The sequence below is a fragment of the Streptomyces sp. NPDC048639 genome, assembly GCF_043199075.1.
Lineage (GTDB): Bacteria > Actinomycetota > Actinomycetes > Streptomycetales > Streptomycetaceae > Streptomyces.
The window spans coordinates 694,788-715,398 of the sequence record NZ_JBICVP010000004.1 but is presented as its reverse complement, the minus strand read 5'-3'; the positions used below and the strand labels follow the sequence as shown (position 1 = coordinate 715,398).

Genomic DNA, 20,611 nt, shown 5'->3' with positions numbered 1-20,611 from the left:
TGGCCGGATCGAAAAGATGAAGAGTCTGCGCCGTGGAGTCAACTCCGGTCCTTCGATCGACGGTTGACGATTGATTCACCGGCATGCAATCCCACGGAAAGAGAGTACCCATTTGACATATTCAGCTCTCCACCGGGTGCGGTATCCGGTCGAGACATTCAGCCATTCGGGAAAACGCGTAACGTTCCGCGCCTCTTGGAGTTGAGAAGATTGCACTGAGAATGGAAGACGCTTCTGCTCGAACCATGACAGTGCGCGGCCTTTGTCATCCTCTGCAGGCCGCAGGGGCTCCGGGGCGTACCTGATCCATCGCACCCGCCTCGGAGCCCCTGGCTCATTCCACCGTTCCCATCGGCGTCATCGGCTCGCCGCACCAGTGTCACCCCAAGCGTTCCTGCACCAGTGACGGCCCGGGACCCGCAAGACGTCGGCCGATGTCCTGGCGTTCGGTGTCGACCGCTCCGAAGGACCCCTCCTGCGCGACTGCCACCGGATGCCCGGGAGCAGCGACGCGGTAACGGGCGGGGGTCTTCGTCGCCTACTTCCGGCGCCCGCCCCGATATTCATCGATGACTGCGCCGCGTCCTTTGCCGACGCGGCGGAACGGCGAGCAATTCAACGGCCTCGTCGTCGTGCGCTGGAAGACCGGACAGCACTTCACCGAAGGCCCGGTACACCCCGGAGGCGAATCCGGGCCACTCCCCGGCCTTGAGAAAGACGGGCGCAATCGAGGAGGCGGGCCTCCCTGGCCGGCCTTTGCCGCAGAGCGCGGTCGGCGGACCGGACGTCCGACCGGTCATCCAGGACGGGACCGCGCACCCCCCTGACGAGCGACGGATCAGGCGCCATCCGGGTCCGTAGCGGTCGTACGTCGCATCACCGGGGAACGTCCGGACGACAGGCGCCTGTTGGCGAGCCCCACTCCTTCCGGCCCGAGGCGCAGGCCCATCCGCCGCGCTCGTCCCGGCTCCGTGGCCGCCGAAGACCGATGCCCGCCTGACCGCCGGACGAGTCGTGCAGGATTCCGCCCGAGGGCACCAGAAGCAGGAACTCGACGTCGAGCATCTGGATCCGGTCGCAGCGATCCGCCGACCGGCCGAGCTCACCTTCGACCACCATGAGGCGCACCCGGACTTCATTCGTCCGGTCGGCATCGAGAACATCCACGAGCCGAGCACATCTCCGCCTCCCCCACACTCGGCTCGCTCAACTCCCCCGCCATCACGATCATCAGTCGCATCCTGGAGACGGGCCGCGAGCAGGGTGTTTCACTGCCGACGTCGACGCGCTCTGCCTGCACGCGATGATCAGATGGTTCTGCTTCTTCCGGGTCGCCACCCGGCACACGTTCCGTGCACTCTTCGTGCCGCGACCTCACGGCACCGGACCGCCACGAGTACTACCGCACGATGCTCGGCGACACGGTCATCGCCTACCTCACGTCCGGCGGGAGTTCCCCCGGTGCGGCGCCTCAGCGCTGACGGCCGGTCGCCGCGGGTCGCCTCGATGGCCACCTGGGCGACGTCCGTCGAGGCGCACACGGACATGCTGCCGGAGCCCGCGTATGCCGGTGGTGTGCCGGCGTCCAGGAACGCCATCGACCCGGCGGCAGCGGGCGTTCGTCCGGCCGACGTCAGGAGCTCGTGAGGATGACGAGTTGCCGTGTCGCTCGGGTCATCGCGACATAGCGGTCGACCGCCCCCTCGATGCCCTTGCCGAACGTCTCCGGGTCGATGAGGACGACCAGGTCGAACTCGAGCCCCTTCGACAGCTCCGGGGTAAGCGACCGTACGCGGGACGTCGCCCGGAACGCGGGATCGCCGATGACGCAGGCGATCCCGTCGGCGTGCGCGGTCAGCCAGGTGCCCAGGATCGAGTCCAGCTCCGCAACAGATCCGTGCACGACGGGGAGGTCGCTGCTGCGGATCGAGGTCGGCACATTGGCGTCCGGGATCTCGGCTCGGATGACCGGCTCGGCTTCCGCCATGACCTCTTCCGGAGTGCGGTAGTTGATGCTCAGGGAGGCCACGTCGATCCGGTGGAGCCCGATCCGCTCGAGCCGTCCCTGCCAGGACTCCGTGAACCCGTGCCTGGCCTGGGCGCGGTCCCCGACAATGGTGAAGCTCCGGGACGGGCAGCGGAACAGCAGCATCTGCCACTCCGCGTCGGTGAGTTCCTGCGCCTCGTCCACGACGATGTGCGCGAACGGGCCGGCGAGCAGGTCCGGTTCGGTGCCGGGCAGTGCGGTCTCGTCGATCAGGCTGTCCTGCAGGTCCTGTCCGCGCAACATCGTCACAGCACCTTCGCCATCGGCGTCGGCCTCGATGATGCGGTCGATGACACCGGCGATGCGCTCGCGTTCGGCGGCGACGGAGGCGTCGTGACGGCGCTTGCGAACTGACGCCTCCGGGTCGCCGAGCCGCTGCCGGGCCGCGTCCAGCAGCGGCAGGTCGGACACCGTCCAGGCCTGGGCGTCCTCACGCTGCAGCTTCCGGACGTCATCCGTGGCGAGCCAGGGAGCGCACTTCCGCAAGTAGGCGGGAACCGACCACAGATCTCCTACGAGGTCGGCCGCTTCGAGGATCGGCCACGCGCGGTTGAGGGTCCTGACAAGCTCTCTGTTCCGCAGCAGCGACCTCCGGAACAGATCGGGCGGGACGTCGTCGCCGTTGTGCTTGTCCCTCAGGATCGTGAGCAGTTCCTCCCAGATCTGGTCGCGCGCTTCGTTGTGCGGAGTACCTGGTTCCACTGCGTCGAACGCCGCAACCCAATCATCGGCGCTCAGCCAGATGTCGGACCAGTGGGTCGAAACCGTCATCCCCTTGACGGGTGGCTCCTCGTAGATGGCGACCGCCGGCTCGATCGCCTTCACCATGTTCGCGGACGACTTCAGGAGAGCCACGTCCGGGTCGCTCTCGATCACCGCCACGGCCCCCTCGGCGACGAAGTCCCGCACAGTGCAGGTCTGGACGCCATCCTCTCCGAGGCTGGGGAGGACATCGGCGACGTACGCCAGGTAGGGCCGGCTCGGACCGACGAACAGCACGCCGCCCCGACGGTGACCGAAGCGAGGGTCGGAGTGGAGGAGGTAGGCGGAGCGGTGCAGAGCGACGACGGTCTTCCCCGTTCCCGGACCGCCGTCGACGACGAGAGCGCCGCGGGATCCCGCGCGGATGATGGCGTCCTGGTCGGCCTGGATGGTGGCGAGCACATCGCGCATCCGGGCCGACCGGTTGCTGCCCAAGCTCGCGATGAAGGCGGACTGGTCGTCGAGCGCGGCGTGCCCTTCGAGCCCGTCCGCGGTGAACACTTCGTCCCAGTAGTCGCTGATCCGGCCCCGAGTCCAGCGATACCTGCGGCGGCTCGCCAGACCCATCGGGTTGGCGTGGGTCGCTGCGAAGAACGGCTCGGCCGCCGGGGAGCGCCAGTCGAGCAGCAGCCGACGACCCGCGCTGTCGGTGAGGCCGAGCCGTCCGATGTACACGGGCTCGGGGTTGTCAGCGCTGACGATGTGTCCGAGGCACAGGTCCAGACCGAAGCGACGCAAGGCGCGAAGGCGGCCGGTGAGCCGGTGGATCTCCAAGTCCCGGTCCATCGCCTCCCGGCCGATGCCGCCGGGCGCCAAGCGCTCGGCATCGAGGCGGTCGGACAGTTCGGCGATCGCCTGCTCCAGGCTCTCCGCGATCGCTGCGAAGTGCTGTTCGTCGCCACCGATCAGCTTCGGGTCGGCCTTGGGAGAGAGGTCGTCGGGAAGGTCGAACGCGCTGGTGGTCAGGTGGTCCATGTCATCAGTTCCGATCTGAGTTCGCTTGCAACCAGTGCGCGCAGCAAGGCGTCCGGACCGGTGTGACGAAGCTGGTGGCCATGACGAGCAACGCCCCGTCTGACGTGGACCCCGTGGCCGTTGTCGGTTCAGGTCGAGTGTGCAAGTTCTCGTGTTCTGGTTTCTGGTTTCTGGGTTCTGGGTTCTGGGTTCTGGGTCGATGAACCTGTGTGGTTCACACGGGCACGGGCGGCTCTTCTCGGCTGATCCTGTCGAGCAGCAGCTTCGCGGCCACCGTTGCTCCGTCGGTACGGATCGTGCCGACCGTGGCGGTTGCTCGTGCGCGGGTCTCGGAGGTCAGGGCAGTCCTGAGTTCGGCGGACAGGGGCTCGACGGTCGGAGCCGGACCGTCATGTGCCGCGCCGATGCCCAACTCGGCCACCCGCCCAGCCCCCGTACGGCTGGTGCGGCGTCTGGGGCACCACCACCTGAGGCGGGCCGGCCCGGGTCGCCGTCGTCGGGGTGCCCGCGTCCCACCAGCGGTTCGACATCCCCCGCGACCCATACGCAGACAACAGCACACGCACTCCGCGACTCCCCCATTTCCGCAGGTTCTGGCCTGGGCCGACGATTCTGCGGCATGACCCGGGCCTTGCCGCAAGCCCCCCGGTGCGCTATAAGTTGAGAGTGGCAAGGAGAGCAGCGCTCCTTGCCTTTTCCTTTGTCGTCCGCTGTGGACGGACAACCTGCTCGCGAAGCGGCGGCGCGCCGCGTACGACTGCCCGACTGCCCGTCGGCCCGTCGGCCCGGGAGGATCTCCCAGGGTCTACGGATGCAGTCGCGGAATGAGAAGCTTTCCGCCCCCTTCAGCAAAGCCCGCTCGACGTCGTCGAGACCGCCACCACGAGTGCCGGGCGGAACTCACCATGGCACGCACGACACCGAGCACACTCGGCGACGACACCGCTGAGGCTTGCCTGCCGGACAGGGCGGTCTCCGCGTAGGCCGGGGCACAGCGAACTATCGCTTCACGAAGCGCACCCAAGTACACCCCGATCCGCACGCACGGAAGGCGGGTTCGGGAACGCGGTGCGCGACGACCGTCCACCTCGACGATGTGAAGGCGTGCCCTTCCGGGCGCCCGTGCCCAATTATCGGGTATCCGCCTGCTGCCGAGCCAGTTACCGCAGCGGCCCTGCTCAACGCCGACAATGACCGCTGCCACGACTTTGCGGACGTTACCGCCCCTGTCGGGATGCCTCGCCGGTCGGCGAACAGCATGTGCACGGCTCCGATCAGAGCGGGAGCGATCGTGCCGATGTCAGCGCCGGCGGTGATGCGTCGACGGCATCACCTGCGGCACACGGGTCTGACGTGGATGGCCGATGCGGGCACGCCGTTGCACGCGCGCTGCGGAAGATCGCCGGGGACGGCTCCCTGAGCACCACGCAGCTCTGCCGTCACCCGGACCGCCGGTCCATCGGCACCGGCGGTCCATCGACACCGGCGGTCCATCGACACCGGCGGTCCATCGACACCGGCGGTCCATCGGCATGGTTGGTGCGGGACTCAGCGCACACCTGGCAGTCGGCCGGGACGCGGACATGGCCCCGATGTGGTCCCGAGCGAGAGGCCCCAACGCCACCTACGAGGGGCCCGCTGCCCCCTTCACGCACACACGAAGAAGCCCGTCGACCTGGAGCTTCGCTCCAACTCGACGGGCTCTGTGCACCGTCGGGACGACAGGATTTGAACCTGCGACCCCTTGACCCCCAGTCAAGTGCGCTACCAAGCTGCGCCACGTCCCGGTGCCCGTGCGGCTCGGGGTTTCCCCTTGCCGACCGCGCACGAGAACAATACCGCACCTCACGGGGTGGTCGGCCACCCCATTCCCCGGGCGGCGGTACGTACGGTGGGCGCGGGGTGATGAGTACGGCTACTCATGCGGCCGCCGGACCCGATGGCCAGGCTACGAGCATGAGCGCACCCATGCAGCGGCAGAACACCACCGCATTCTTCGTGCAGGCCGCGATCTCGTTCGGCATCTCGCTCGCGGCCGTGGCGTACGGCATTTCGAAGCTGCCCGTGGGGGCCTGGGAGCGGGGGTTCCTGGGGCTGGGGCTGATCTTCGTCGTGACGTCGAGCTTCACGCTCGCCAAGTGCATCCGGGACCGGCAGGAGGACGGAGAGATCGCGGGCCCCGGTGACAAGGTCGGCCGGGGCGGCTGACCTCGCGTACTGCCGGGCCGGTACGGAGCCCGCGGCCCGGGGTTGTCCTGCCGGCATCGCGGCAGCCGGAGATCGCGGCCCGTACCGGCCAGGGCCACCGCGACTACTCCCCGTGGCCGAGCATGTCACGCTTGACCTAAACCAAACTTGAGGTTGCACGCTCACCTCATGACCACGACCGCACAACCTCCCGCCCACCCCTACGACGACCTCCCCCGCCTCATGGCGCTGATGACCGGGGACGAGAAGCACGGGCCCGCCGCTACCTCGACGCTCGATGCGCTGTGGGTGCTCTACGACCGGGTGCTGAGGGTCTCCCCCGGCACCGCCGACGCTCCCGGGCGCGACCGGTTCCTGCTCTCCAAGGGGCACGGGCCGATGGCCTACTACGCCGTCCTCACCGCCAAGGGCTTCCTTCCGGAGCCGCTGCTGCCGGGGTTCGGATCGTACGACTCACCTCTCGGCCATCATCCGGACGGGACCCTCGTGCCCGGTGCCGAGATCGGCAGCGGCTCCCTCGGACACGGGCTGCCCCTGGCCGTCGGGACAGCGCTCGGGCTCAGGGCGCAGGGGCTGACCGAGCCCGCCGTGTGGGTGCTGATCGGGGACGCCGAGCTGGACGAGGGCAGCAACCACGAGGCCATCGCCTACGCGCCCTCCGCCGGACTCGACCGGCTCCACACCCTCGTGATCGACAACTCCTCCGCGACCCACGGCTGGCCCGGCGGCATCGCCTCCCGCTTCGCGGCGGCGGGCTGGTCGGCGATCACCGTCGACGGGCGCGATCACGAGGCGCTCCACCAGGCGTTCACCGCGCCCCACCCCGGACGCCCGCACGCCGTCATCGCACGCGTCGAGCCCAAGGACGCGTGACCGCCCCTCCCCCGTGCCCCTCACCAGGGCTCAGCGGCCGCACCTGCCCCCAACACCCGCACAGACAGAGAGGTTCCTGATGGACACCATGCGCGAGCGCTTCGCCGACACACTCTCCCGGCTCCTCGACGAGGATCCGCGCGTCGCCGTCGTCCTCGCCGAGATCGGCAAGGACGGGTTCGCCGAGGCAGAGCGCCGGCACCCCGATCGCGTGATCAACGTCGGCATCCGCGAGCAGCTCCTGATCGGTACGGCCGCCGGGCTCGCGATGAGCGGGCTGCGCCCCGTCGCGCACACCTTCGCGAGCTTCCTCGTGGAGCGGCCGTTCGAGCAGGTCAAGCTGGACTTCGGGCACCAGGACGCGGGCGGTGTGCTGGTGAGCGCGGGAGCGTCCTACGACTGGCCCGCGGGCGGCTACACCCACATGGCGCCCGGTGACGTGGCCCTCCTCGACACGCTCGACGGCTGGACCGTTCACGTCCCCGGCCACCCCGACGAGGCCGAACGACTCCTGCGGCACGCCGTGGCCGCCGACGACGACAAGGTGTACGTACGGCTGTCCTTGCAGCAGAACTCCACGCCCCGGCCCGTCACCGGGGACGGCTTCCTGACCTTGCGGCACGGGCGCGAGGGAATCGTCGTCGCCGTCGGGCCCATGCTCGACAACGTCCTCGCGGCCGTCGAGGGCCTGGACGTGAGCGTGCTGTACGCGCCCACCGTCCGGCCGTTCGACGCCGCGTCGCTCCTGGCCGCCCTGGGCGACCGCGCCGACGTCGTGCTCGTCGAGCCCTACCTCGCCGGGACCTCCTCCGGCGCCGCAGGCGATGCGCTCGCCGACATCCCGCACCGCGTCCTCGGGCTCGGTACGGCACGGCGCGAGCTGCGCCGATACGGCACCCTCGAGGAGCATCTCGCGGCGCAGGGGCTCGACCCGCGCGCACTCCGCGGGCGCATCACGGGCTTCCTCGATCGGGCCGAGGCCGCCGCCTGACCAGGTTCTGCACAAGGCGAACAGAGCGAACAGAGCGAGCACGGCGGGCAGGACGTTGACGCCGCGAGGCGCGGCGCCGCCGGCCCATCACCGCACGGTGGCCAGGGGGCCGGTCCCCTACGTCGTCGGCGTTCCCTCTCCCTCCCCCGCGTACGCCTCGGCCAGCTTGCGCGGGGCCGCCTGCCGCCAGGCGTCCAGGAGGATCGCCGCCAGTTCGTCCTCGTCGTCCAGCGCCGTGAGCCGCACCCTCAGCCAGGCGTAGTTCTCGTCGTGGCCCGGGCGCAGAAAAAACTTCTCCGGCTCGGACGCGATCAGCTCCTCCCGGTCCCCGATCGGGCACTTCACGCCCATCGACGCGTCGTCGTCCGCCAGCGAGGCGAAGATCTTTCCCTTGACGCGGAACGTCGGCATGCCCCAGGCGAGCTTCTCCGCCGTCTCCGGCAGTGCGAGCGCGATTCTCCTGACGTCCTCGGCAGTGGTGCCCATCCCCCGGCCTCCGTTCTCGGCTGCGGCTCCGGCTGGTTCGCCGCGGTGGGTACGGATCGGCCCCGGTCGGCAGGTCTGCCCGTCCGGAAGTCGTCCCCACTGTCACCGACCGTAGCCCCCGCCACTGACAACCGCGGCTGCTGCGGCGCGAACCCGGACGGAGGCGATGGACGATGCGCGCGAGGAGATGGGCGCGAGGAGATGGGCGGGAGGCGAGACCTCAGGTGCCGGGTCCGTACACGACGCGCGCGCCCGAGCACCGGCTTCGGCACCGGCACCGGCACCGGCACCGGCACCCCACAGCAGCCAGGCCCTCAGACGTGTTTGTCCATCCACTCCAGCAGGTCCTGCTGTACCTCGTCCCGGTTCGTCTCGTTGAGGATCTCGTGCCGGGCATCCTCGTAGCCCCGCCAGCTCAGGTCCTCGGTGCCGAGATGGCGGAAGTCCTCCAGCAGTTCGTACACCAGCGTCATCCGCTGGTTGCACGGGTCCTCGGTCCCGACCGCGATGTGGACCGGGAGGCGGGCCGGGATGCGGGCGAGGTTGCGCGGGTCGTTGATCTTGCGGGTGGCGCGGACCCAGTCCAGCGCGAGCCCGGCGCTGAACGCGAATCCGCACCGCTCGTCCTCGGCGTACGCGTCCACTTCGCTCTCGTCGCGCGACAGCCACTCGAAGCCGGTCCGGTGCGTGTACGGGTCGTTGAACGAGGCGAACAGGTCCGGGATGAAGGAGGAGAGGGCCGCCCGGCCGCGCTCCGCGATCTCCCGCTCCAGCGCGTCGATCGCGCTCTCCGTCTCGGCGCCCGGCAGCGAGCGGAAGGTGCCGGAGAGGATGAGGCCGGAGAGCTGCTCCCCGTACTCCTGCGCGCAGTCGCGGGCGAGCATCGAGCCGAGGCTGTGGCCCAGCAGGATCAGCGGGGTCTCCGGGTGCTTCGCCCGGGCCCTGTCCCCGATGGCTTTGAGGTCGGCCACGATCGCACGCCATCCGTCGTCGCCCGCGACGCCGTAGCCGCCGGTCGCGGCGGCGGTGGCGCCGTGGCCGCGGTGGTCGGAGGCCACCACCGCGTAGCCGTGCGCGGCCAGGAAACGGGCGAACCGGTCGTAGCGCAGGCCGTGTTCGGCGGCGCCGTGGGCGATCTGGACGAGGGCCCGGGGCCTGGCCCCGGCGGTCGGCAGCCAGGTGTACGTGGCCACGCGTACGCCGTCGGGCGTCTCCACGTAGCTGGTGCGGTACGCCGTGCCGGTTCCGGCCGTGCCATCGGTCTGCTGTGTCATACGGCTCGCCTCCCGGTTGGGGAATCTGCTGGCTGCCCTGGTCCGCCGGCTCACCGGGGCCGTGGGCTGTGACGGGTTGCGCTCGTCCTCATTCGGGGGTCGTTCTCACCCGGCGGTCGGTCCCCACTGTCGTACGGTCGTCATGGTCCGTCAGGTGTCCCGCCCGGTGGCCGTTGCCCGGCATCGGCCTACGCGGCGAAGCTATGCACCGTCCACGGCAGCGTCAACAGGACCTGTCCGTACGGCGACACGGGCCCTGACGAAGCATCAGGCCTCCATGGCGGTTCTCGCACCGCCGCATTCAGTGGTGACCCGTCCTCCCGGTCCTGTGGCCGCCGGTGATCTCCCGGTACTCCTCGGCGCTCGGCTTGGCAATCCGGCTGTCCCGGCCGTTGAAGCCCCGCGACATCCGCGCGCGCAGCAACCGGGGAACGCTCCCCGGTTGCCTCGAAGGCACTGCTAGGGTCGGCCCATGGCGCGGACCGCGAAGAACCGGGAGACCCCCGACCAGGACGCCATGGAGCCCACGGCCGAGGACGCCACGGAGCCCACGGCGCCCCTGCGACGCGACGCCCGACGCAACCGCGACCTGCTCATCACCGCCGCCCGCGAGGTCTTCGCCGAACAGGGCCTGGCGGCCCCGCTCGACGAGATCGCGCGTACGGCGGGCGTCGGGAACGCCACCCTCTACCGGCGGTTCCCCACCCGGCAGGACCTCGTCGAGGCCGTCTTCGGCGACCTGCTCGCCGCGACCCGGCAGGCCGGAGAAGAAGCGCGGCTGGCCGAGGACGCGTGGAGCGGGCTGACCGCGTACCTGGAGCGGATCTTCGAAGGCCTCGCCGACGACCGGGGCGCCAACGACCTGCTGACCACCGGCATTCAGGGCGTCCCCTCCCTCGACGCCCTCCACCCGCACAACCGCGAGACGATCGGCGTCCTGATCGCCCGCGGCCAGGAACAGGGCACCGTACGGCCCGATGTCGTGGCCGAGGACCTGGTGTTCGCCCTCGCCGCGCTGGGCAAGGTCGTACCGGCGTCCGTCGCGGCCGCACCGGGTGCCTGGCGTCGATTCCTCGCTCTCTTCCTGGACGGCCTGCGATCCGGTGCCGCCCACCACCCGCTCCCCGCGCCGCCGCTCACCTCCGGCCAGATCGCCGGAGCCCTGGACGGGCTGCGCACCGACCGAACGGGATAGTGCCTTGCGCGAACCGCTCACCCTCGCCGTCGCCCAGCCGCCCTGCATGTCGTACGACATCGCCAGAAACGCGAAGGCGCACGCCGATGCCGTACGCGCGGCCGGCGCACGCGTGGTGATCTTCCCCGAACTCTCCCTCACGGGTTACGAGTTGGAGGCCGACCCGATCACCGCGGACGACCCGCTGCTGGACCCCCTCGTCGCGGCCTGCGCGGAGACGGGGGCGTGGGCGCTGGTGGGCGCACCCGTACACGGCGAGGGCGGCGCGGCTCATATCGCGACGCTCGCCGTCGACGGTTCCGGGGCCACGGTGGCCTACCGGAAGATGTGGCTGGGCGAGACGGAGTCCGCCTACTTCGTCCCGGGCGACAAACCGGCCGTGCACGAGGTCGACGGCTGGCGGCTCGGCCTGGCGATCTGCAAGGACACCGGCATCCCGCAGCACGCGGCCGAGACCGCGGCTCTCGGGATCGACGCGTACCTCACCGGCAGCGTGAAGTCCACCGGAGAGTCCGCACTCCAGGACGAGCGCGCCTGCCGGATCGCCACCGAGCACGGCGTGTGGGTCGCCGTGGCCAGCTTCGCCGGGTCGACGGGCGGGGGCTTCGCCGAGGCCGCAGGGCGTTCGGGGATCTGGCGGCCCGGCGGTGCCGTGGTCACTCAGGCGGGGCCGGAGACCGGCGCCGTCGCGCGGGCGACGCTCACCTGACGCGGGAACGGGGCAGGAACCGTACACCTACTTGTGCGCACCGCCCGTACACACCGGGCCCGTACACATCGGCTCGGCACACAGGAACCGCCGGACCGGACCCGTCAGGAACCGCCGGAGCGGTCCGTACCCCGGAACGGCCGGTACCCGCCGCCCCTCCGACCCACCGGAAGCCGCCGAACCCGCCGGAGCCCGGGCCCCCGGACCTCCCTCGACCGAACTGACGCCTCCTCAACTCCCTTTCCCTCTAAGGAGAAAGGGACCGAGTAAGCGCTTTCTGGTAGTGTCCGACACCTGAGGACCGAGGATGTGGACGGTCGTCCGACCGTCGAGAGTCTCCGGCCGGGCCGCGCCCGTGGACGCACCGGCGGGATTCCGCAGCACCGTACGGGCTCACGCGTCGCCGACCGGCGGACTGCCGGCGCCCGGACACCGGCCCGTATTGCCTGCCGGTCCCCGTCGTTGCCGGCATCGGCGCGAAATCCAGCAGGACGGCGCGGCAGTCCATTCACCCGCGCCACCCGCTGCGGCAGGCTGTGGCAAGGACGCACGTCAAGGGCCGCCTCCCGAGGAGGAGTATGAGCACCCCGCAGAACGACCTCGCGTACCAGGATCCTCCGTACCGCGACCTCCCGTACTACGAGGACGTCTCCCCCGGCCGCGGCACGGCCCCGCCCCGCGCCTGGTACGCGTCCTCCGACGCGGCCCGGCTCTCCCTCAACGGCATCTGGCGCTTCCGCCTGTCGCCCACCGCGACCGCTGAGGACGACTCCTTCGCGCGGCGCGACTTCGACGCCTCCCGCTGGGACGAACTGCCCGTCCCCGCCCACTGGGTGCTGCACGGGCACGGCTCCCCCGCGTACACCAACACCCGGTATCCCTTCCCCGTCGATCCGCCCCGCCTGCCCACCGAGAACCCGACCGGTGACCACCGCCTCGTCTTCGACCTGCCGGCCGGGTGGGAGGGCGGCGGGACGCTGCTGCGGTTCGACGGCGTGGAGTCGTGCGCGCGGGTCTGGCTCAACGGGGTGGAGCTCGGCACGTTCAAGGGCAGCCGTCTGCCGCACGAGTTCGAGGTCGGGGGCCGTCTGCGCCCGCACGGCAACGTGCTGGCCGTACGGGTCCATCAGTGGTCCTCCGGTACGTATCTGGAGGACCAGGACCAGTGGTGGCTGCCCGGCATCTTCCGGGACGTGACGCTGCTGCACCGGCCCGAGGGCGCGGTCCGCGACGTTTTCGTGCACGCCTCGTACGACCACACCGACGGCACCGGCACGCTCCGCGTCGATGCCGACCCCGGTGGCCGCCTCACCGTCCCCGAGCTGGGGATCGACGTCGCCACCGGTGAGGCGGCGACCGTGCCCGTGGAGCCGTGGAGTGCGGAACTCCCGCGGCTGTACGCGGCCGAGCTGGCGACGGCCGGCGAGCGCGTCCCGCTGCGCATCGGCTTCCGCACGGTCGCGGTCGAGGACGGGGTGCTCAAGGTCAACGGCGCGCGGATCCTCTTCCGGGGCGTGAACCGGCACGAGTTCCACCCCGAGCACGGCCGTGCGCTCGATGAGAAGACGATGCTCCGCGACCTGCTGCTGATGAAGCAGCACAACATCAACGCCGTGCGTACCAGCCACTATCCGCCGCATCCCGCCTTCCTCGACCTCTGCGACGAGCTGGGGATGTGGGTGATCGACGAGTGCGACCTGGAGACCCACGGCTTCGCCTCCGTGGGCTGGCGGGGCAACCCGGTGGACGACGAGCGCTGGACCCCGGCCCTGCTCGACCGCGCGTCCCGGATGGTCGAGCGCGACAAGAACCACCCCTCGGTCGTGCTGTGGTCGCTGGGCAACGAGTGCGGCACGGGCCGGGGTCTCGGCGCGATGGCGGACCGGATCCGCGGCCGCGACCCGCACCGGCCGGTCCACTACGAGAGCGATCTGTCCTGTGCCCATGTGGACGTCTACTCCCGCATGTACGCCGACCACGCGGAGGTCGAGCGGATCGGCCGCCGCACCGAAGCCCCTTGGGGGGACCGGGAGTTGGACGTACGGCGCCGGGCGATGCCGTTCCTCCTGTGCGAGTACGCGCACGCGATGGGCAACGGCCCCGGCGGACTCCTGGAGTATCAGCGGCTCTTCGAGACGTACGAGCGCTGCCAGGGCGGCTTCGTCTGGGAGTGGATCGACCACGGCATCGCGCGCCGCACGGGCGACGGGGAGCCCTGGTTCGCTTACGGCGGGGACTTCGGCGAGGAGCTGCACGACGGCAACTTCGTCTGCGACGGGCTGGTGTTCCCCGATCGCACGCCGTCCCCGGGCCTGATCGAGTACAAGAAGGTGATCGAGCCGGTCCGGATCACCGGCGACGGGCGGGCGGGCACCGTGCGTGTCGCCAACGGGTACGACTTCGCCGACCTGTCCGGCCTGTCCTTCCTCTGGTACTACGAGGTCGAGGGCGTGTCCGTCGCGCACGGCGAGCTGGCCGTGCCGCCCCTCGGGCCCGGCGAGTCCACGGAGTTGAAGCTGCCCGAGCCGCCGGCCCCGGAGCGCCCGGGGGAAGCACTGTGGACCGTACGGGCGGTGCTCGCGGACGACACGCGGTGGGCGGGCGCCGGGCACGAGATCGCCTGGGCCCAGATTCCGTCGGCACCGCACGCACCCGTCCCGCCTCCCGTCTCTCCCGCGGCGCTCCGGAAGGGCGAGGGCAATGTCCTGGTACTGGGCCCCGGTGCGTTCGACCCGGCGACAGGAGCACTGCGCTACCTGGACGGGTTCGAGGTCGTGGGGCCCCGCCTCGACGTCTGGCGCGCCCCGACGGACAACGACGAGGGCGCCGCGTGGCAGCCGGAGGAGCGCTACGGCACGATCTGGCGGGGCATGGGCCTGCACCGGATGCAGCACCGGGTGGTCTCGGTACAGGACTCCGACAGCGAACTCATGGTCCGTACGCGCGTGGCGCCCGCCGCGACCGACCTGGCCCTGGACACCACCTTCCGCTGGACGGCGGACCGGCGCGGCCGGGCGCTGCGGCTCGACGTGTCGGTGGTGCCCGGGGGCGACTGGCCCTGTCCGCTGCCTCGGCTCGGCGTACGGCTGGGCGTGTGCGGCAGTCTGGGGCTCGCCGAGTGGTACGGCGGCGGGCCGGGCGAGGCGTACCCGGACACGCGTACCGCGTCCCGCATCGGCCGGTGGACACTGCCCGTCGACGCCCTGCAGACCCCGTATGTGCGGCCGCAGGAGAACGGCGCACGTGCGGATGTGCGATGGGCGGAGCTGCGCCGCGAGGACGGCACCGGGCTGCGGATCGAGGGCGATCCGGCGTTCTGGTTCACGGCGCGGCGGTGGACGAGCGAGGAACTCGACGCGGCCGCGCACACCACGGATCTGCGGCCGGGCGGGCTGGTCTGGATCAACGCGGACCACGGACAGCACGGCATCGGCAGTCAGTCGTGCGGACCGGGGGTGCTGCCGCGGCACCGGCTCGCCGCGGCACCCGCGTCGTTCTCCTTCGCCTTCTCGACCGTGACGACACGGGCGGGCGAGACCTGGGGGGACGCAGGCCGCTGACCCGTCGCATCACCCCCTTCTCCACTCCCTCTTCTCCACTCCCTCCGGGAGCTTCCGCCGGCGTACGTCTCCGGCCGGTCCGGCCACCCACCGGCCGGACCGGCCGTTGGACAATTCCACCTCCGTGGTGGTACTTCTGGCGGGCGATTCGAGGCCTTCCGGCCGCTCCGACCTGGGAGAACGGGCACCGCGCCGTGCCGGGGAACACCGAACCGCGAACAGACGTCGCCGCATGGCGTCGGACGAACTGCTGGTACGTCCACCGAGCGAGTGCTGCGGTCCCCGGTCGGTCCTTCCGTACGGCGTGACGGACCGAGGACGAAGGAGTACAGGTGGGAGACTCGGTGGCGGTTTCCGGGGGCGAGCTGCCCGGTGCGGGCGAGCGCGAGCGGCACGCGGCCTGGCTGGAACTCTTCTTCGACCTCGTCTTCGTCGCCGTGGCCGCACAGCTCGCCCACGGGCTGCACGGCGACCCGGACGCCAAGGACTTCGCGGTCTTCCTCGCCCTCTACTTCCCCGCCTGGTGGACGTGGATCAACGTCACCGCCGCCATGAACGTCGTCGAGCGCGACAGCCCGCGCCGGCGCCTTCTGGTCCTCTGGGCCATGCTCTGCCTGGCCGCGATGGCCGCGGCGCTGCCCGAGGCGGTCGGCGACCGGGCACCCGCCTACGCCCTGGGGTTCGCGGGCGCACGGCTGGCGCTGATGGGTCTGTGGTGGCCGGCCACGGCGTTCCCCGAGCCGCACCGTCTCCCGAAGTGGCGGCCGCTCACGTACTGTCTGGCCGCCGCCGCACTGTGGTCGGTGTCGGCCTTCGTCCCCTCCCCGTGGTGCTACGTCATGTGGGCTGTGCTGGTCGTGGCCGAAATGCCGCTGCTCATGGGCGGTTCGAGCGGCGGCGGACTGCTCAGCAGGCTGCACACGGGCCATCTGGTGGAGCGGGTCGGACTGGTGGTGATCATCGTGCTCGGTGAGGCGGTGCTCGGCCTGGTCACCTCCACCGACCACCACTGGACGGCGAGTTCGGGGGTGACCGCCGTTCTCGGGTTCGTGCTGATCGCCGCGCTGTGGTGGTCGTACTTCGACTTCGGATCGGCGGCGGCCGAACGCGCCCTGCACACGGCACCGGGCGGCAGTGCGTACCGACTCGCCCGCGACACCACCGGCTATCTGTACTTCTTCGTCACCGCGGCCGTCATCGCCATGGCCGGAGGTCTGGCGACCGCCGTCGAGGAGGCCCACCACGCGCATCTGACGACGGGTGCGCTGTGGGCCCTGGCCGGCGGGCAGGCGCTCTACCACGCGGCGCATGCGGCGATCGCGCTGCGCGTGGGGCGGCCACTGGGCTCGGTCGCGGTGTGGACCGTGCCCGGGGTGGGCGTACCGCTGCTCATCGTGCTGCTGCTCGGGCATGCGCTGGCGCCGTGGGCCGTGGTGCTGCTGCTGGTGGCCGAGGCCGTGGCGCATCTCGTCTACGCCGACGTGGTCGCGCGGCGGAGGCGGGCTGCCGGTCTGCTCTGACCGGTCGGGGTACGAGGCGCTAGCCCGCCGACTCCCTTACGGTGAACGGCCGTTGGCACTGCGCGGACGGCTTGGACGCTGCGGACACCTGCCTGCACCTGCTGACACCTGCCGGCACCTGCCCGCACCCAGTGGCAGGCGAGGAGCCGGCGCCCGCCCCGGGACGCCGGCTCCTCGCTGCGTGCTCTCGGCCCGCTCTCGTCAGGACGCCTGGGGCGCCGCCGCGCCGGGCTCCTTGGCTGCGGGGCCGGAGTCGGCAGTGGCTCCGGCCTCCGTGGTGATACCCGCCTCCGTGGTGATTCCCGCCTCCGCGGTGGCTCCGGGGTCCGTGGCAGGCGCCGGTGCGGGACTGACCTGCGGCCATCCGCCCGCCGGCGGCTCGGCGACGGCACGCCACCACGGGTCGACCGCCTCCGCGTCCGCGGGCTCGAACGGCTTGCCCGGGCGCGGCACGGCCACGGTGGCCCCCGCGGCGCGAGCCGCGGCGACCGTGCGCTCGGCCGGTTCGACCCACGGGTGGAGGGCGAGGTTGAACGTGCCCCAGTGGATGGGCAGCAGCGTCCCGACCGGGGTGCCGCCGGACAGATCGGTGTGCGTCCGCACGCCTTCCTCCGGCGTCATGTGGATCTCGGGCCAGTACTCGCTGTACGCGCCGATCTGGATCATCGTCGCGTCGAACGGACCGTACTGTGCGCCGGTTTCACGGAAGCCGTCGTAGTAGCCGGTGTCACCGCTGTGGAAGATCCGGTGCCGAGGTCCCGCCACGACCCAGGAGGCCCACAGCGTACGCAGTCCGCGGTTCAGTCCCCGGCCGCAGAAGTGCCGGGCCGGGGTCGCGGTCAGCGTCAACTCGCCCACCCGCGTGGACTCGTGCCAGTCGAGCTCGGTGATCCGCTCCGGGTCGACCCCCCACAGCTCCAGGTCGGCACCGACACCCAGCGGCACGGCGAAGACCGCACCCGTACGGGCCAGGGCCCGGATCGAGGGCATGTCCAGGTGGTCGTAGTGGTCGTGGGAGATGACGACGACGTCGACCGGGTCGAGGTCGTCCAGCGGCACGGGTACCGGGTGGACCCGGCGCGGTCCGGCGAAGGAGAAGGGCGAGCAGCGCTCGCCCCAGACCGGGTCGAACAGCACGCGGTGCCCGTCGATCTCGGCCAGCACGCTCGAGTGCCCCATCCAGGTCAGCCGGAGGCCGGAGGCGGGCGGCTCGCCCCAGTCGGCCGCGGTGGGCCGGTGCACGGGTATCGGCCGGGCGGGCGTCCTGAGGGCGCGCTCGGCGCGGTCGAACTGCCGCCGCAACATGGGCCCGTTGGAGCCGGGGAGCATGGTGCGGGTAGGGACGGGGTTGTGGAACTGGCCGTCCCAGTAGTTGGGGGACCGCTGCATGCGCTCCAGGCGCTCCCCGGTGGGTTCCGCGCCGAACGACGCAGGACGGAGTCCGGCGAAGAAGGAGCGTCGGGGGCTGGATCCGGACACGGGGGCACCTCCAGGCGGAAACAAGGGGGAGGACGCCCGGTGAAGCGCACTCCGTCCCTCCATTATGTGCTCACACACAGATTCCTGCCGGTTCCGTTTTTCATCACCGCAGGTCACGGGGTTGAGATGGAGATGTGAGAGTGGTCACTCGACGGGAACCCTGCGGGATGCCGAGAGGACCGCGACGGGGTCTTGAGCGGACGGCGCCCGGGAATCCGGCGAGCCCTGGGAGGCCACGCCGTCCGGGGAGGCAGGAGAGCCCAGGGTGTCCGGGGAGGCCAAGGTGTCCGGGGAGATCGGAGCGCCCTGGGAGTCCTGGGGGTGCTGGGAGTCCTGGGAGCCCTGGGAGTCCTGGGGGTGCTGGGAGTCCTGGGAGCCCTGGGAGTCCTGGGGGTGCTGGGAGTCCTGGGAGTCTTGGGAGTCCTGGGAGGAAAGCCGCAGTTGGAGGGCGTCGTACGGCGGGGTGACGAACCCGAGGGAGCGGTAGAGGCGCAGCCCTTCGGGAGTGGCATGCAGGTCGACGACGCCGGCCCCGGCCTCGTCCCGGCACCAGGAGAGCAGCGCCTCCAGGCAGGCCCGGGCGTAGCCGAGACGGCGGCACCGCGGGTCGGTGCTGATGTTGAAGACGTGGCCGTGCCGTCCACTGGGGTTCGCCGGGCCGGGTGCGTGGGAGTCGCAGATGCCGACCGCACTGCAGACGACGCCGAGTTCGGGGTCGTCCACGACGAAGGCTGCGGCATCCCGCGGTGCACCGAGCCGTACGGCGAACCACTCCTCGCTCGCGCGGCGCCAGGGCGCGTCCGGTCCGCCGTCCGCCGTCCCCATCTCCCGGAACATCAGAGCCCGCAGAGCGGTGAGCGCCCGGGCGTCACCGGGGCCGGCACGGCGTACGGGGACGGGGACAGGGGCAGGGACGGAGGCGGACGGGCATGGGCAGGGACGGAGGCGGACGGGCGTGGTGTCATACGGGCCTCCCGTGATCGAAGACGAGCTGGACGTGGTCCTCCACGGGGCGGTAACCGATGCGCTGGTACAGGGCGTTGGTGGTGGGGTTGCCCAGGTCGGCGAAGAGGAGGACCTCGGCGGCGCCGGCGTCCCGGGCGGCGCGGCTGACCGCGGCCGTGACCGCACCCGCGTAGCCGGAGCCGCGCTGCCCGGGCGGGGTGTAGACGGGGCCGACCCGGACCATGCCCGCGACCGTACGCGTCACGCCCGCGAAGGAGACGGGGGCGCCGTCGGCCTCCCAGAGCGTCAATCCGCCGTACGAGAGGCGGTCGTCGACGGCCGACGCGTGGTGGCCCATGGCCGCCTGCGTGTCCCGGCCGAAGGCCTCGTACCAGTCGATGAGCAGGTCGCGGTCCGTCCGCCGCGCGAGCCGGGCGGCACCGAGGGGCGCGGGCTCGGGCGGGGTGAGCGCGCCGAGCCGGTAGAGCCGGTTGGACGCGTGGCACCGGTTCGTGGCCCCGGTCCTGCGCTCCCAGCCCGCGGCGAACGCCAGGGCGGCGGCCCGTCCACCGCCCACGCCCGGAGTGGGACGGTCGGCCGTCAGGGCGACCCCGGCCAGATCGTCCGCCGCCGCGCCGGACATGCACGAGAGCAGAACGGGATGGGGCGGGGTGCGCAGGAAGGCGCCTGCTGTCGATCCGTCCGGCGCTCGCCACCAGCCGTACTCGGGCGGGTCGTCGCCGTAGGACACGGTGCCGGCCTGGAGCGCCGCGGCGACAGACAGCAGGACGGTGTGCTGCACCGGCCGCGTGCGCAGGAAGCCGCCCGCGACGGACAGGAACTCGTCGAGGTCATGTGTCGTGGTCCACGCCATGCCCCAGCTTCCCGCGCGGCTCGGCAGGAGCGCACGGGAATTTCCGCCGCCGCTCACCGGGGCACGAGGCGGTTCGCCACACCCTCGGCACGGAACGAGGCGGCTCGGATCGATGGGCTGCGGGATGATGCGCCGCGGAACGATGGCAGCTGCGGAACGATGCGTGACGGCCCAACAGACCGCCACCGCACGGCCGCTGAACCGCGTGACCCGCTGAACGGTCCGGCCCGACTGAACCACCCGGCCCACCGAACGGCCTGATCGCCCGTTGCCCGTCACGCGGTCAGCGCGGCGGCCGGCGGCCGGCGCGCGTCACGCGGACGAACGGATCGTTCACGTCGGTGCTCGTCAGCGGCCCGTACGCGGCGGGGCGGCGGAACGCGTTGCCCCACGTCTCCCGTCGCCGGTACTCGCGCAGCGCGTCGAGGTCGAAGACCGCGAGATGCACGCCGGGGCTCTCACCGGCCTCGACGAGGAGCATGTCGCGGGAGCGGCCTTCGGCGTACGCGATGCCGTCGAAGGCGACGGAGCGGCCGAGGCCCGCTGTTTCGATCCCACTGCACTTTCCTTGCGGTCCCCGCATCACGTTCCGTGTGGTCCCCGCATCACGTTCCGTGCGGTCCCCGCTTCCCCACGGCATGCCCCCGCGGGCTCTCAACGCCTCCCGCCCGCTCCCCGATCGCAGCCGTTGACAGCCGCTCCACCGATCCCGA

General features: G+C 71.4%; 14 protein-coding genes, 1 tRNA gene and 2 pseudogenes. 8 read left to right on the top strand and 9 right to left on the bottom strand.

The features are described 5' to 3' along the window. Positions 1-1,041: 1,041 nt before the first annotated feature. Positions 1,042-1,481, top strand: a pseudogene (locus ACGFNH_RS14845) (TetR/AcrR family transcriptional regulator); the annotation flags it as partial. A 152-nt stretch (positions 1,482-1,633) separates the two neighbouring features. Here ACGFNH_RS14845 and helR read toward each other — a convergent pair. The 3 genes and pseudogenes from helR to ACGFNH_RS14830 all read right to left on the bottom strand — a co-directional run bounded on the left by helR (position 1,634) and on the right by ACGFNH_RS14830 (position 5,571). Then, a complete protein-coding gene (gene helR / locus ACGFNH_RS14840; RefSeq protein ID WP_393653499.1) occupies positions 1,634-3,784 on the bottom strand; it encodes an RNA polymerase recycling motor ATPase HelR in 2,151 nt (716 codons plus the stop codon). Between the two features lie 214 nt (positions 3,785-3,998). Beyond that, positions 3,999-4,293: pseudogene (locus ACGFNH_RS14835) on the bottom strand (glycosyltransferase); the annotation flags it as partial. A gap of 1,204 nt (positions 4,294-5,497) precedes the next feature. Next, positions 5,498-5,571 (bottom strand) — tRNA-Pro (locus tag ACGFNH_RS14830). Positions 5,572-5,740: 169 nt separating this feature from the next. Between ACGFNH_RS14830 and ACGFNH_RS14825 the strand changes: the two genes are divergently transcribed. The 3 genes from ACGFNH_RS14825 to ACGFNH_RS14815 all read left to right on the top strand — a co-directional run bounded on the left by ACGFNH_RS14825 (position 5,741) and on the right by ACGFNH_RS14815 (position 7,856). Continuing rightward, a complete protein-coding gene (locus tag ACGFNH_RS14825; protein WP_393653497.1) occupies positions 5,741-5,992 on the top strand; it encodes a YiaA/YiaB family inner membrane protein in 252 nt (83 codons plus the stop codon). 168 nt (positions 5,993-6,160) lie between these two features. Further along, positions 6,161-6,865, top strand: a complete 705-nt coding sequence (locus ACGFNH_RS14820; RefSeq protein ID WP_393653495.1) for a transketolase — start codon at positions 6,161-6,163, stop codon at positions 6,863-6,865. A 79-nt stretch (positions 6,866-6,944) separates the two neighbouring features. Continuing rightward, positions 6,945-7,856 (top strand): transketolase family protein, encoded by a 912-nt coding sequence (locus ACGFNH_RS14815; RefSeq protein ID WP_393653493.1) that lies wholly within the window; start codon positions 6,945-6,947, stop codon positions 7,854-7,856. Positions 7,857-7,973: 117 nt separating this feature from the next. Here the strand turns inward: ACGFNH_RS14815 and ACGFNH_RS14810 are convergent, their stop codons facing one another. Further along, positions 7,974-8,342, bottom strand: a complete 369-nt coding sequence (locus ACGFNH_RS14810; RefSeq protein WP_393653491.1) for an MmcQ/YjbR family DNA-binding protein — start codon at positions 8,340-8,342, stop codon at positions 7,974-7,976. Between the two features lie 314 nt (positions 8,343-8,656). Continuing rightward, positions 8,657-9,616: an alpha/beta fold hydrolase gene (locus ACGFNH_RS14805; RefSeq protein WP_393653489.1), complete on the bottom strand. Its 960-nt coding sequence runs from the start codon at positions 9,614-9,616 to the stop codon at positions 8,657-8,659. 517 nt (positions 9,617-10,133) lie between these two features. Between ACGFNH_RS14805 and ACGFNH_RS14800 the strand changes: the two genes are divergently transcribed. From ACGFNH_RS14800 to ACGFNH_RS14785, 4 genes are all read left to right on the top strand, one after another. Next, positions 10,134-10,811, top strand: a complete 678-nt coding sequence (locus ACGFNH_RS14800; RefSeq protein WP_393653609.1) for a TetR/AcrR family transcriptional regulator — start codon at positions 10,134-10,136, stop codon at positions 10,809-10,811. A 4-nt stretch (positions 10,812-10,815) separates the two neighbouring features. After that, positions 10,816-11,520, top strand: a complete 705-nt coding sequence (locus tag ACGFNH_RS14795) for a carbon-nitrogen hydrolase family protein (protein WP_393653488.1) — start codon at positions 10,816-10,818, stop codon at positions 11,518-11,520. 578 nt (positions 11,521-12,098) lie between these two features. Next, on the top strand, positions 12,099-15,080 hold the full coding sequence (locus tag ACGFNH_RS14790) for a glycoside hydrolase family 2 TIM barrel-domain containing protein (protein ID WP_393653486.1): 2,982 nt from the start codon (positions 12,099-12,101) through the stop codon (positions 15,078-15,080). Between the two features lie 332 nt (positions 15,081-15,412). Beyond that, on the top strand, positions 15,413-16,600 hold the full coding sequence (locus ACGFNH_RS14785) for a low temperature requirement protein A (protein ID WP_393653484.1): 1,188 nt from the start codon (positions 15,413-15,415) through the stop codon (positions 16,598-16,600). A gap of 201 nt (positions 16,601-16,801) precedes the next feature. On the opposite strand, the gene ACGFNH_RS14780 is transcribed toward ACGFNH_RS14785, so the two are convergent. From ACGFNH_RS14780 to ACGFNH_RS14765, 4 genes are all read right to left on the bottom strand, one after another. After that, on the bottom strand, positions 16,802-18,079 hold the full coding sequence (locus tag ACGFNH_RS14780) for an MBL fold metallo-hydrolase (protein WP_393653482.1): 1,278 nt from the start codon (positions 18,077-18,079) through the stop codon (positions 16,802-16,804). 144 nt (positions 18,080-18,223) lie between these two features. After that, positions 18,224-18,904 (bottom strand): GNAT family N-acetyltransferase, encoded by a 681-nt coding sequence (locus ACGFNH_RS14775; RefSeq protein ID WP_393653480.1) that lies wholly within the window; start codon positions 18,902-18,904, stop codon positions 18,224-18,226. A gap of 136 nt (positions 18,905-19,040) precedes the next feature. Continuing rightward, a complete protein-coding gene (locus ACGFNH_RS14770; protein WP_393653479.1) occupies positions 19,041-19,898 on the bottom strand; it encodes a GNAT family N-acetyltransferase in 858 nt (285 codons plus the stop codon). A gap of 283 nt (positions 19,899-20,181) precedes the next feature. Further along, complete coding sequence (locus ACGFNH_RS14765; RefSeq protein WP_393653477.1) at positions 20,182-20,481, bottom strand: hypothetical protein; 300 nt, start codon at positions 20,479-20,481, stop codon at positions 20,182-20,184. Positions 20,482-20,611: the final 130 nt, after the last annotated feature.

Bases quoted from the DNA above. Each gene is read 5' to 3' on its own strand.
- helR (WP_393653499.1), bottom strand. From the start codon at position 3,784: ATGGACCACCTGACCACCAGCGCGTTCGACCTTCCCGACGACCTCTCT.
- ACGFNH_RS14820 (WP_393653495.1), top strand. From the start codon at position 6,161: ATGACCACGACCGCACAACCTCCCGCCCACCCCTACGACGACCTCCCC.
- ACGFNH_RS14800 (WP_393653609.1), top strand. From the start codon at position 10,134: ATGGAGCCCACGGCCGAGGACGCCACGGAGCCCACGGCGCCCCTGCGA.
- ACGFNH_RS14805 (WP_393653489.1), bottom strand. From the start codon at position 9,616: ATGACACAGCAGACCGATGGCACGGCCGGAACCGGCACGGCGTACCGC.
- ACGFNH_RS14765 (WP_393653477.1), bottom strand. From the start codon at position 20,481: ATGCGGGGACCGCAAGGAAAGTGCAGTGGGATCGAAACAGCGGGCCTC.
- ACGFNH_RS14815 (WP_393653493.1), top strand. From the start codon at position 6,945: ATGGACACCATGCGCGAGCGCTTCGCCGACACACTCTCCCGGCTCCTC.
- ACGFNH_RS14810 (WP_393653491.1), bottom strand. From the start codon at position 8,342: ATGGGCACCACTGCCGAGGACGTCAGGAGAATCGCGCTCGCACTGCCG.
- ACGFNH_RS14825 (WP_393653497.1), top strand. From the start codon at position 5,741: ATGAGCGCACCCATGCAGCGGCAGAACACCACCGCATTCTTCGTGCAG.
- ACGFNH_RS14775 (WP_393653480.1), bottom strand. From the start codon at position 18,904: ATGGGGACGGCGGACGGCGGACCGGACGCGCCCTGGCGCCGCGCGAGC.
- ACGFNH_RS14790 (WP_393653486.1), top strand. From the start codon at position 12,099: ATGAGCACCCCGCAGAACGACCTCGCGTACCAGGATCCTCCGTACCGC.
- ACGFNH_RS14770 (WP_393653479.1), bottom strand. From the start codon at position 19,898: ATGGCGTGGACCACGACACATGACCTCGACGAGTTCCTGTCCGTCGCG.